General features: G+C 63.9%; 7 protein-coding genes. 2 read left to right on the top strand and 5 right to left on the bottom strand.

Annotation, left to right across the window (positions count from 1 at the left end):
* Positions 1-2 precede the first annotated feature (2 nt).
* Together CPA59_RS18820 and CPA59_RS18815 are read left to right on the top strand one after the other, a co-directional pair.
* Positions 3-1,055: a carbohydrate ABC transporter permease gene (locus tag CPA59_RS18820; protein WP_038920181.1), complete on the top strand. Its 1,053-nt coding sequence runs from the start codon at positions 3-5 to the stop codon at positions 1,053-1,055.
* The gene (locus CPA59_RS18815; protein ID WP_107760404.1) at positions 1,056-2,132 is read left to right on the top strand and encodes a LacI family DNA-binding transcriptional regulator; all 1,077 of its coding nucleotides are present in this window, start codon (positions 1,056-1,058) and stop codon (positions 2,130-2,132) included. It begins immediately after the preceding gene.
* 21 nt (positions 2,133-2,153) lie between these two features.
* Here the strand turns inward: CPA59_RS18815 and CPA59_RS18810 are convergent, their stop codons facing one another.
* From CPA59_RS18810 to CPA59_RS18790, 5 genes are all read right to left on the bottom strand, one after another.
* Positions 2,154-2,834: a DUF4276 family protein gene (locus CPA59_RS18810; RefSeq protein ID WP_100850123.1), complete on the bottom strand. Its 681-nt coding sequence runs from the start codon at positions 2,832-2,834 to the stop codon at positions 2,154-2,156.
* Positions 2,827-3,936 carry an AAA family ATPase gene (locus CPA59_RS18805; RefSeq protein ID WP_208622081.1) on the bottom strand — a complete coding sequence of 370 codons (1,110 nt, stop codon included), beginning with the start codon at positions 3,934-3,936 and terminating at the stop codon, positions 2,827-2,829. Before CPA59_RS18805 ends, CPA59_RS18810 begins: the two co-directional genes overlap by 8 nt.
* 133 nt (positions 3,937-4,069) lie before the next feature.
* Complete coding sequence (locus CPA59_RS18800) at positions 4,070-6,583, bottom strand: hypothetical protein (protein ID WP_255412245.1); 2,514 nt, start codon at positions 6,581-6,583, stop codon at positions 4,070-4,072.
* 59 nt (positions 6,584-6,642) lie between these two features.
* Positions 6,643-10,407, bottom strand: coding sequence for a contractile injection system tape measure protein (locus CPA59_RS18795; protein ID WP_107760402.1), 3,765 nt, complete (start codon positions 10,405-10,407; stop codon positions 6,643-6,645).
* Positions 10,404-12,941, bottom strand: coding sequence for a hypothetical protein (locus CPA59_RS18790; protein WP_107760400.1), 2,538 nt, complete (start codon positions 12,939-12,941; stop codon positions 10,404-10,406). The genes CPA59_RS18795 and CPA59_RS18790 overlap by 4 nt, the downstream gene beginning before the upstream one ends.

Below are 12,941 nucleotides of genomic sequence, written 5' to 3'. Positions count from 1 at the left end.
GCATGATGAAGATAATCGCGTTTCTTACCCGCACCCGTTATCCGGGGCGGATTCACGTCACCGACATCCTGAGCTGGGTCTGGCTGGTGGTGGGCACGCTGCTGGTGTTGATCCCGGTGATGTGGGCGGCGATGTCGTCGCTGAAAACCCCGGCGGAGATCAACCGCTTTCCGCCCAGTTTTCTGCCGGAGGCCGCCAGCACCGTCACGCTGCCCGACTACCCGAAACCGCTGGAGCTGTGGCAGGCGAAGCAGGACGACGGCAGCAGCAAGACGCTGGCGATGGTGCGGCGCATCGGTCTGCTGGCGCAGATGGTAGACCCGCAAGCGCCGCAGGAGGTAGTGCGGGTGCCGGTGCAGAACCTGACGCCGCAGAAAACCCTGCATCTGGAAACCGACAACTACACCACGCCGATGTCGAAATTCCATTTCGCCACCTACCTGAAAAACACCGTGTTCGTGACGGTGATGGCGACGTTGCTGACGCTGTTGCTGAGTTCAATGGCGGCGTTCGCGCTGGCGAAATACGAGTTTCGTGGCCGCGGCACGGTGCTGACGCTATTTCTGTCCACCATGATGATCCCGCTGTCGGTGGTGATGGTGCCGACCTTTCTGGTGGTGATCGGCCTGCGCATGGGCGACAACCTGTGGGGGGTGATTATCCCCACCATCGCCACGCCTACCGGGGTGTTCCTGCTGCGCCAGTACATGCTGACCATCCCGGATGAGCTGATCGAAGCCGCGCGTATCGACGCCGCCAGCGAGTTTCGCATCTACTGGAAAATCATCCTGCCGCTTACCGCGCCGGCGCTGGCGGTGCTGGCGATCTTCTCGGTTATCTGGCGCTGGAACGACTTCCTGTGGCCGCTGATCGTGCTGTCCAGTCAGGACAACTTCACGTTGCAGATCGGCCTGAATGCGTTTCAGGGGCAGTTCTCGGTGCAGTGGCACTACATTCTGGCGATGACCATGCTGTCGTTGCTGCCGGTGACGGCGGTGTTTGTGTTCCTGCAAAAATACATCACCACCGGCATTGCCAACACGGGAATGAAATAAATGGCGACGCTCAAGGATATTGCCGACCGCGCGGGGGTGTCGATCAGCACGGTATCCCGGGTGCTGAACGGCACCGCGCCCATCAGCGCCAAAGTGCGCCAGCAGATTATGGCGATCGCCACCGAGCAGGGGTATCCGCTGCATAAGGCGAGCAAAACGGCGGACAACCCGGAGCCGCTGCGCCACATCATGCTGGCGACGCCGCGCAACCTGATGCTGGAAAGCGACCTCAATCTGGTGTCGCTGACGCTGATCAACCGGCTGAAAACCCTGTGTCAGCAGCGCAACATCCAGCTCAGTCCGTTTGTCGGCGAGCCGGACAGCATCAACGAACAGCAACTGTTGCAGGCGCTGCGCGGCGGGCGGGAAAGCGGCATTCTGATCGTCAACGACGACCACCCCACGTTGCTCAACGCGGTGGCGGAAAGCGGCGTGCCGGCGGTGCTGATCAACGGCGAAGACCCGACCATGCGGCTTAACACCGTGATGCCCGCCAACCACTACTCGGCCGCCGCCGCGGTGCGTTACCTGATTGCGCAAGGGCATCGGCGCATTCTGCATCTGACCTGGCATTCCCGCCTGACCATTCGCGAGCGTGAGCGTGGCTACCGCGACGCGCTGGCTGAAGCCGGTATCCCGCTGGACGAACGGTTGATTCTGTCGCTGCCGGATTTCCAGCCGCTGACCGCCCGCGACGCGCTGCTCGACTGGCTGGCGCGCCACCCGGACCGGCTCGGCGTCACCGCCATCTTCTGCGCCGCCGACAATCAGGCCATTGGCGTAGCGGAGGCGCTCAACCAGCACGGCCTGCGGGTGCCGGACGACCTGTCGGTGATGGGGATGGACGATATTCTGCCGCTGGATATGCTGCCGCTGGCGCTCACCACCGTGCATCTGCCGTTTGAAGAGATGGCGCGCGCCGCGCTGCAACTGCTTACCCAGCAACTGCTGCCCGCGCAGGCGCTCGGCGTCGCCCAACGCATCGAACTGGCCGGACAGTTGCGGATAAGGGATTCGGTGCGGGGGATTACGCCGCCGGTTGTTTCAAAAGCGGTCGGGAACGATTCAATCCTGTAGTGGGAACGTGTGGGATGGGCGCTAAGCGCCCACTAACGCTTCCATCTGACTGAGCCAGCGATCAAATAATGGGCACTGTTGCCGGATCCGGGGAATGCCGATGCGGCCGGCAAGGGTTATGCCCACGGTGGTTTTGGCGAATTTGCCGTGCGCCGACCAGCCGTCCAGCCGTTTCGACGGCGCGGTATGCGGGCTGTTATTAATGCCTTCCGGCCCACCGCTGTGTGCAATTACCCGATCGATATCAGCCTGCCGGATGCCTAACTCACCGGCCAGTATTTCGCTGTTGCTGAATAACAGCGCTTCGAATTCATGCACCACCATGAAGGGAATAAATCGCCTTTCCGCCTGTTGCGACGCGAATTTTTCCACGACGCTGTCGTACGCGGCGCGGTTAAGCGCATCCGCAATCTGGGCGGGGGTTGCGGTGGGGGAGAGTTGTTCCCGCCCCGGCCATGATGTGAGGCCGTAATAGTCTACCATGGTGGTGATATACGTATCCGGGCGCTGCTTCAGGTGCAGGCCGATATCCGCAAGGGTACGATCAAAGCGGACATCACCACCTTTCTGTCCGGGCTTGCTGACCTGCGTTGCATTCAGGTAAACGTTGCGTTCGGCAAGGTAAGGGGCGAGGACCGAAGCAATAAACACCTGTTCGGTTTTGCCTTCAACGATGGCAATCACTTCTATGTAGTTACTCATATACCGGTCCCCCGGTAATGACGTTCTTGGTCCAGAGTTCGCCCACCGAGTAATTTTCCAGCCACACGGCAAAGTCAGCTTCGTCGAGTCGCTCGAACGACGAGGCGCCGTCTTTACGGTTCACCACGATGATATCGTTGATGCTGAACTGGTCGATCAGCGCGGGCGATTGGGTAGCGATGAGCACCTGGGTGCGCTGGGCGGCCTGTTGTATCAGTTCGGCCAAAATAACGATAGCGGCCGGGTGCAACCCGAGCTCCGGTTCGTCAATGATGATGGTAGACGGCAACACCGGTTGCAGCAGGGCCGTCGCCAGACAAATAAAGCGGATAGAGCCGTCAGACAGATGGTAAGGCTGCATCGGATAGTCTGAGCCTTTCTGCGTCCAGCTAATGTTGACTTCTTCACGATCGCCGCTCTGGCGCGGTTCCAGCAGAAAATCGTCAAAAAACGGCGTCACCAGTCGGATAGCGTTCACAATCGCGCGGTATTCAGCCGGGTGGAACTGTTTCAGCTTCAGTAAAAAGGGACCGATATTGGCGGCATCGGTACGCAATACCCGGTTATCTTGTACGATTTCATAGTTACGCATACCGGCGGTGGAACCGGTATCGTGAAAGTGGTAAATCTGCCAGGACGCGATGGCGTCGTACACCGGCTGGGAAAAGCGGGCATCGAGTTTTTGATCTTTGACCTCGGCGACCATCAGCGAGGTGCCGTCGTGGCTGTCGCCCAGCAGCCACCAGCCCGTTTTGCCGCCCTCATAGTAACGCGCCTCGTCTTCAATTGCGCAACTGTTGGCCGGGGTGGGAACCAGCTTGAAGCGAAAACCGCGCGACCCAAAGTGGGTTTCGAACTCCATTTTCTGCGTGATTTTCCTGCCGTTGAACAGCAAATCTCCCGCACCGCCGCTGTCACGAACGTAACGATTTAGATTGCCGTCGATCAACGCCCGCAGCATTTTGAAAAACGCGATCAGGTTGCTTTTGCCCGCGCCATTGCCGCCCACGATGACATTGAGGTGACCCAGTTCGAAATCGACCAGTGATCGGATTGATTTAAACCCTTTGATCGTCAGTTTATCCACAGTCGTTGTCATCATTCCCCCTGAGCCAGCCTCGTCATGGCCTGCCTACGTATATCAAATACCCGCTACTTCGGCAGGTAATGTAACAAGTAACCCGACGGCAGCCAAAGCGTATTCGTCGGCGGCGCTGAAGCGCTGCCGCCAGTGCTCACGGATTCCGCTCCCGCCGGTTTTTCCTGATGCGTTGCAGCACGGCGATGGCGACCACCACGGCGGCGAACAGCAGCAGGATTAACGTCTGATATTGCTGCCAGTACGGGTCCGCCACCAGCGCCAGCATCAATGCCGCGGCGAACAGCACCACAAAACCGGCGAACCACAGCGAATCGGTGACCTTGCGCACCGGGAACAGCCACAGGCTGGCGACGCCGGTGACGACAATCCCCCAGAAGGTGATAAACAGCATCAGCCGTAGCACCCAGCGGTTGGGGCAGATCACGTCGATAACCGCATTGACGGCCGAGGCGATGCGCGCCAGCGGCGCGGGTAGGTCGGCGGCGGGGTAGTAGGTCTGGCTGATGAGCTGCTGGCTGGCTTCGTCGAGCGGCAGCGGCCAGTAGGCGGCGCCGAGAAAACTCCAACTGCTGTAACGCACCAGTTCCGCCAGCTCGGTCGTTTGATGGCGGTTGGCGTCGGTAATCAGGACAGGCACCAGCTTGCGATACAGCTCGGGAATCGCGGCCTGCGGCTGCTGGCTTAAAAAATGGCGCAGGTCGCTCAACTGATCGAGCGTCCGGCGCGGTTTGACCACTCCGTCAGGGGGCTCCGGCTGCAAAATAAACCGATCCACATACGGCAGCAGTTCCCGCAGGTTATCCAGCGTGTAGAACCCTTGTCCTTTGAGCAGCGACTCCACCGGCACCATCAGGTTGACGGCGTAGCGGGGCGGTGAATCGGGCGCGTGTCCAGCGGGGGTGAGGGTTTTGCGCAGCGCCTGCACAAAGCGAATAAACGTCTGCTGACCGGCGCGGGTGGTGAGCCGGGTCAGGTCGAAGTCCAGCGTCACGCCGTCGGCCAGGGTATCCGACGGACTCAAACCGAAGGTCAGCCAGGGTTTGGCCCGATTGATCCAGTCATCGTCAAGCGGGGTCTGAATGTTGGCGCCGAGACGGGCGACCAGCGACGAGGTGAACAGGCTGACCAGCACCGGCGACGGCAGTTTTCTCGGCGTGGACACCACCAGATCGACATGGGTGCGGTAGCGGTGCGCCAGCCGGATGAAATCGGCGTAGGGGCGGGTTTTCCGCCAGTTGGGCGGCAGCACCAGTTGCGGGTCGCGCGCGCCCGGCAAGACCGCGGCGGAGAAATAGCCGATACGGTCCAGTTGACGAAAGTTGAGGGTCTGCCCGTCGGCCAGCGGCTGCCAGTAAGGGTAAAAACCGTAGAAGGTGGCGTCGGCGCCGTTAACGTTCGGGGTGCTGTCTTCACAGCCGCAGTCGGCGGGCGCGCGCCAGACCATCGGCGGGGTGGTTGACGGGGGCGCGCCGTCTTTGTGGGCGATGTCCAGAATGCGTTGCCGGCTCTGGTGGCTGAGGCGGTCAAGTCCGGCCATTTTCATCGCCACCGCCAGCTGGTAGCGGTCGGCGAACGGGGTATCTTTCAGCGTTGCCAGCCGCGCCAGCGCGTCTTTGTCTACGGATACCAGATTGAGATCCAGATAAGCCAGCTCCAGCGCATTCTGATTAAGCGAATAGACGGTGATCGGCGTGGCGGTGCTGGCGTCGCTGTTCTGTCGGGTGTCGGCGATTTCAGTGCGTAGCTGATTGTCGGGTTGCGCATTATCGTTCTGCGAAGAACTGTCGCTCTGCGGGGAACTACCGCTCAGCGTAGAACTGTCGCCCGGCGTGGAAAGCGTGGTAGTGGTCTGGCTGTGCGTCGTGGTCTGGGTGCGGCTGGGGTTGCCGTTGCTGACCGGTACGGCGTCCACAATCTGTTGCAGGATCTGCTCCTCATTGCCGCGCAACTGGCGGATCAACGGGCGCACCGCGTTGTTCAGCTCCACCGGACTGGCGAACTGGTGGCCTATCATGCCGTCCAGTTGGCTTTGGATGGCGTTGCGTTCCGCCAGCTTGCGCAGGTCATCCTCCGTCAGGGCGTAGTACTGCGGCGACGTCACTTCCGGCGGCGGCGGGACGGCGGCGGCGTCCGCCTGCGCGGTGAGAAATTCGATGGTTTTCTGCGCCGGCCACTGCAACAGCTCCGGCGCGCCCATGCGGCTGCGCCAGTAAGGGAAGAGCTGATCGAGCTCCGATACTTTGGCCAGCGACACCAGCAGCGCTTCGGCGAAGGTATTGCGGTTGGGCGGCGGCGTGATGCCGAATTCGCCGCAAAACGTCGCCAGCCATTTGCGCGTCTTGGGGCCGAACAGCCCGTCGGCGAGGTAGTCGCCCGGCTGGCGGTAATCCGCCTGATACGCCGGGTCGTCGTGATAGATAATCGCCAGTTTATCCTGCGTGATGCGGGTAAAGCGTCGGCTGTCCATCCGTTCCAACGCCTGGAGACATTGGGCGTAAGTCGGGGCGTCGGGTGCGGCGGATGGCATGAGCGCGGGTTCCGGCAGTGCGGTATAGGCCGCCGGTGGGAGCAGTAATGCCAATGGCAGCAACAAGGCCAGCAGCCGCGCCAGCGTTGCGTTGCGCCCGGTGAAACGGTGAATCCTCATGGCGATGGCTCTCTCCCTTACGGTTGTCAGTGATGCGCAGGCTGTCCGGCAATCGGCGTTCAGCGCCAGACCACGTGCAGCGGCCGGTCCATCCAGGGGTATTTGATGGTCGAATATCCCCACGGCAGCCGGTCGAGCAGCATGTCGAACGGGCCGGGAACCACCTCCAGTTTCCAGCTGTCCGCCTGTCGCCACAGCGTGCCTTCGCGTTGCAGGAAGGTTTGGCGCAATCCGTCAACCGAGGTGTGGCCCAGCGCATTCCAGTGCTGAAGGAGGGCGTCCAGCAGCGCGTCCAGCGTGTCGCGGGCGGCGGCGTCAGGCGGTAGCGTTAACGGAAGCGGGGCGTTGAGCGGCAGGCCGCACAGCAGCTTGTTCAGCGCCAGCTGGTATTCGGCGCAGTTTTGTCCCCGATCGACCAGATATTGCAGGCAGTGGATGGCCTGATGGCGGGCGTCCGGCTGCGGGAAGGCGCCGTCCTGCACCAGCGCCAGCTTTGTCAGCAGGCGAGGGAGCCAGGGCGCGGCCAGCACCAGCCCGGCATTGGCGACCGGCAGCGGCTCATCGGTGCTCAGCGTCTCGTCGCCCCGCCAGTCGACAACCGCCGGAGCCGCCATATCCGGCACGGCCGCAGGCTGAGGTGCATCGGTATCGGCTATGGCATCAGCGAGGTCCGGCTGTTCAGGGGGCGACGCGGCGGCGATGTCGCGTTCAGGCGGTTGCCCGGCATCCGTGACGGCGACGACTGGCGGCGTGTCCTGATGCAGCCCGGCGGCGGTGATCAGCCGTTGCAGGCGTTCGGCCAGCGTGCGGGTCGAGGGGAAGCGCTCGGCCTGCGCCTGTTCCAGCAGAAAACGGTAGAACGCAGACGGCGACGGCTGATGGCTGCGCTGTTGCCAGTCGGCGGCCTGTCTGCCCAGATAATGGCTGATAAAGGCGGCGATATCCGCTGGCGAACCGGCGGCGAACAGACGGTGATACAGCGCGCGCCACAGCAGATTTTCCAGCTGCTGCGCCGCGCCGCGGTACGCCGGGTGACGATGACAGAGGTTGGCGATAAAGCGGCCGTAAGGGTATAGCGCCAGAAAGTCGGTGCGGCGCAACAGCAGCAGTAAGGCGGTGTGCAGCCTGTCGGATAGCGTGTCCGCCAACCGTTCGATCAGAGCGGGCGAACGCAGCGCGGGCAGCAGCAACCGGCGTACCGCTTCCGGCTGCGAGGGCAGCAGGCGCGCCAGCGCGGCGGATAGCGCGGCGATGTCATCGGCGGCGAGCGTCGCTGCAGCGTGCCCGGCGATCCGGTTCAGCAGCGCCAGCGCGGCGTCGTCATCCATCGCCGATAGCATTGGGGCATCAGGCGTCGTGGCGCCGACAGGCTGGCGCGGGGCATCCACTGACGAGGGGGCGGACTGGCTGACCGCATCGCGCAGAGCCAGCCAGTCCGGCGTGCGGTTGGCGGCCAGCGCGTCGATCATCTGCCCGTAAAACGCCTGCCGCTGTGCAACGGTCAGGCGGCGGGTGACGTTGTCGAGCGTGGCCGACAGGCTGCGTAGGTTGGCCGATGGCTGACGCAGCGCGATTAGCTGGGCAAGCAACTGGGCGGCCTGCGATGGGCGCAGAGCGGCGCACAGCCGCAGCCAACTGGCGGGGTGGTGTGTGGAGACCGCCAGCCAGCGCTGGAGCAGCAACGGGTTATGGGTCAGCAACCGTTGCAGGCAGCGCTGCAGGTCATTACCGGCATACGAGGACGCGGCGCGCCAAACGGTGCGCGCCTGATCCGGCGGCGTAAAGCGGCGCGTCGGGTCGGCGTGGACTAACACGTCGTATAGATAGTGGTAACAGGCGGCGTCAAGCAACGGCTGCTCCGGCGGCGGAAGGTCAGCGTCGATGTGACACGGCGCCGCGGCTTGCGGTTGAGGTTGAGACTGAGGTTGCGGCTCAGGCTGCGGTGACGGCGGCGGCGCGGGAGGCGAGCTTTCGCGCAGCCGGGTAAGCAGCGTCAGCAGCGCCCGGCGCACCGCGGTATCGGCCGGGGCGTGGCGCAGGCGTTGCAGTAAGGCGTCGATCAGCGCCTGACGCGACAGGTTATGGTGCGCCGCCAGTTGCCGCAGCAGCGCGTCCAGATAGCTTTGCCGGTTGAATTCGCTGCCGCGCTCCGCCAGCAGGTAGCTGAACGTGAGGCTCCACAGACTGTGCGTCAGCAGCGGCTCGCCGGGGGCGTGGGCGGAATGGTCGGCGATAGCCGGCTGGCTGGCGCGCACTTCTTCCATCAGCTCGCGGATAAACGGCGCGTCCGCCGGTTCCAGCAGGGTCAGCAGGCGATATTGCGTCGCCGCGGAAAAGCGCACCACCCAACGCTGGCGTACCTGACTCTGCTGGCCGCAGGCGATCAGCGCCGGGCGTAACGTCAGCAGCATCGCCGGCGTGCACTGGCGCCACACCCGATTCAGCGCTGCTTCATCCGCCTGTTGCAGTGCGTCAACCCACTGTTGCCGTAGCGTGTTGACGGCGGGCTCTGCCGCGGCCGCTTCCCGATGTCTTATTGATTCGCCGCTAACCGGCCCGCGTCGCACCGGTTGAGCGCTTGACCTCATGACCGGCAGCGCGCGGGCGAGCGGCGCCATTTCTCCCCATAATGTGGTCAGCAGCGACAGCAACGGTTGTTTCAGCGCGTGCTCGCCCGGCCACGCCGCCAGCCGCAGGTACAGCGTTTGCAGCAGGTCGGTCCGTTCCATATTGTGGTGCGCCGCCATGCGGCCAATCAGCCCGGCCATGTAGCGCTGTTTGTTGAACTGGCTGCCGCGCTGCACCAGCAGATAATGCAGGGTGAATTCACGCAGCAGCTGATCCAGCGGGGCGCTCGGGTCTGTGGGCGCCGCGTCGTCGGGATGATGGAACCACGCCGGATGCCTGAGCACCTGTTGGATGAACGGTTGCGCCTGCGGCGCCAGCAACCCCAGCAGATCGTCGAAGGCGTGGTCATCCACCGCCTGCGCCATGCCGCGCACCACCTCGGGCTGTTGCCCGCAGGCGTAAAGCGCCAGCAGAAACCGGGCACGCTGGTCGCCGAGCAGCGTAGCCCAGACCGGCAGCAACTCCTGTCGCAGACGGCGCTGGCGCAGCGCCTGATGGATGCGCTGATGCCAGTGGCGGTGCAACCGCGCCTTTAGCGCGGCTGGCAGCGCATCCGCTTCCGGCTGGGCCGCCAGACAACGCAGCGCGATATCCTGATGCGCGGGCGTCAGCTGTTCCAGCCAGCCGTTTAGCGCGGTAGCCGGCAACTGAGAAACCAGCCGGGCGATCAGGCTGGCTGGGCGAGCGCTGGCGTTCAGTAACCGGTTCAGTCCGGCGCGGTGTTGGCGCACGGCGTCGGCCAGCCAGTGGCGGTGGCGGTCTACCTGCCGCCAGCCTTGCCGACCGGGGTAATGCCAGGGCATCACGCCGTGTTGCAGGAAAAACTGCAACTGACGCCACTGCGCCGCCGGACCATCCAGCACCTGTATTTCCGCGGCATCGGCGTCGTGGCGTTGATGTGGCTGGGCCGGGTCGGACGGTTGCTGGGCGCGCAGCGCCTCCGTCAGTTGCTGCTTTAGCGCCGCCAGCAGCGCCGACTCCAAATCCGACGCCGGCAGCGCGCCCAGATCGAGCCGCAGGTGGTCGATCACCCACAGTTGATGGGGCGGCGAAAACTGGTCGAACAGCGCGTCGATCAACGGCAACAGCTGTTGCTGCACCCAGCGCGGGGCGTCGCGCTCGAACCGCTCCGCCTCGGACGAATGGCGAAAGTCGAGCGTCAGGCTGGCGGTGTGAATCCGGTGTGGCTGCGTCATGCGTCCTGTCCTGATGGTTGAGAAGTGGGGGATTGGGCGTGCAACGATTGCAACAATGCCGTCAGCCGGGCGGCCGCGTCGTCGCACGATGGCTGGCCGGGAGCTTCCCGTCTGGCGTCGAGCCATGCCAGCCAGGCGGTTTCAAACTCGACCGTGGCGTGAATATCGAGCCAGTGACAGCGCGGCAGCAGATGCGCCGGGCACTGTCGGGCGATCAGGGCCTCGGCCTGCGCCCGGAACACCGGGTTGCCGCCGCGGGCGGTGTAACCGGGCAGAATCAGACTGATCTGGCCGGGAAACGGGTCGCTGTCGGCGCGGGCGTCATCACCGCCGTGCGCCGGGCGCAGCAACAGGTGCTCCACCACGTACACCCCTTCGCACCGCTGATTAAGGCGGATGAGTTCGCGGCGCAGCTGGTTGATAACGCGCACCAGGTGCGCCGGTTGGCTGCTGGCGCCCAGGTGTAGCCATAAGCCGTTTTGCGAGCCGGGCGCCGCCGACAGCCGGAACAGCGCCTGATAAAAGCCGCCGGCGTCGGGCGGCAGAATGCGGTAATGCGCCAGCATCACGCCGCGTTGCAGCAGGTCGACCGGCAATGGCCGCAGGCGCAGCGCCAGCACATCGCGCGCCGCCGCCGCATCGGTGCTGCCCGGCGCCGCGTCGCTCAGCGGCACATCCAGCAAACTGTCGAGGGCCGACTGATCCAGCCATTGCAGATGCGACTGACCCGCCGCGCTGTGCAGGAAGGCGTCATCGGCCATCAACTGCCACCCCTGCCGGGCCAGCGTCTGGCTATAGGGCCACGCGTCGGCGTCGTCCATCCCGAGCAGCAGCGCCACCCGGTCGGCGAACCCGCCCCGGTTTTCCCGTTCGGTCATCGGCCGGCGCGTGTTGAAACCGGCGCCGCGATCGCGGGTCAGGCGGTCGATGGCCTGAATAAACCGGCGCTGGTACTCAAGCTGCTGACGGCTCTGCACGCGCTGATCCGACGCCTCGCCCGGCTGACGCCACAGTCGGGCGTCCAGCGTTTCGCCGTATAACGCCAGCAGATAGTCGAGCAGCCGTCCTTTGCGGTCCGGGTAGTGGTCGACCTCGGCCAGCAGGTGATGAAAACGCGCCGCCGCATCGTCGGGATACAGGAGATCCACCCCGCGGAACTGCTCATCATCCAGCAGGTTGAAGGCGTAACTGCGCCCGGCGTCGGTGGCGGGGGAAAACAGGTCGCGCAGGTTAGCCAGGTTGGCGCAAAAGTTGGCCATCAGCTGTTCAAACAGCAGCAGATAGCCGCGAAATTGTTGGATCTGCGCCTGTTCCTGCCGGTTCAGCGCCGTCGGGACGCGCGGCGCGTCCAGCCGGTAGACGCCGGGGAACAGCGACTGGATCGACCGGTAATCCGCCAGCTCGCGCCAGATGCCGTGCGGCGGTGGGATGAGGGCGGCGGTCTGGCGGCGGATTTGCTCGTGCAGCGTGCCGTTTTGCGCCTTACGCCGCACCAGCCGGATGCTCATGGCGCTGAAATCAATCGACAGCGGGTGGCCCTGATGGGTCAGGTTGAGGTCGATGTCGTCGTGCTTTTTCGGCAGCAGGATCCAGTCGCCGGGGCTGAAGTGGTCCTGCGCATTGTCGGGATGGCCGTCCCGACAGGGTTGCGGGATCAGCTGCAACTGTCGGATGTGGCCGACGCCGTCGATGTTGATCAACCGGGTATAGAGCGCCGATAGCGGCCTGACGGCGGCAACACGCTCGTTGCCCGGCGCGCCGTGGTGGTCGGTGTAGTTATAGGCATAGCTATCGGCATAGTTATCAGGGTAGCTGTCAGCATAGTTATCAGCATGGCTAGCGGTGTGGCTGTCGGCCTCGTCGCCCCGGAGCCACTGTTCGGCCTGAAAGTAGATTTCAGCCGCCAGGTTGTCGGCGTTATCGTGCAGATTGTTGGTGTTATCGTAGTTGGTGTTATCGTAATAGTGCAGCTCGATATCGGCGTGCAGCCGCAGCCCGCGGCTGTCGATGATGCGGACGCCGGCGAGGTCTTCGCCCAGATTGCGGGCGCGGTGGTAGAGATGCGCCGCGGCATCGACAATGTCGTCGCGCAGCGCCGGATGGTGGTCGCAACGCTGACGCGCCGCCTCGGTCAGCAGCAGATCGATGTGGTAGCGACCCTGACCGTCCGGCGTGACCCACGCCTGTTCCACCTCGTCCATCGCGTCCAGCACCGCCTGCTGATAATCCAGCCGGGTACAGGGGCGGGGCGGGAAAATCTGTTCCGGCAGCATCAGCCCCTGCGCAGCGAAGTCGAGGTGCCCGTCCGGCTGCGTCAGGTAATCCGCTACCTCAAAGTCGGTGCGGTAAATCAGGTCGGTGAGGGCGAAACACAACAGTTCCAGCAGCGTGACGCCGGGGTCGTGGAGGTTGTAGTCGGTCCAGCGGTTGCCGCTGAGCCGTTGGACCTGCTCCAGCCCTGCGCGCAGCAGGCTGGCGACGCTGTCAGGGTCGTCATGGGGCGCCTGTCTGGGAATAAATGACGGTTGCGCCAT

It is taken from the genome of Dickeya sp. Secpp 1600, from assembly GCF_003049805.1.
GTDB lineage: Bacteria > Pseudomonadota > Gammaproteobacteria > Enterobacterales > Enterobacteriaceae > Dickeya > Dickeya fangzhongdai.
Note: the sequence above shows the minus strand (reverse complement) of the source record. Positions and strands in the feature narration are given on the sequence as shown.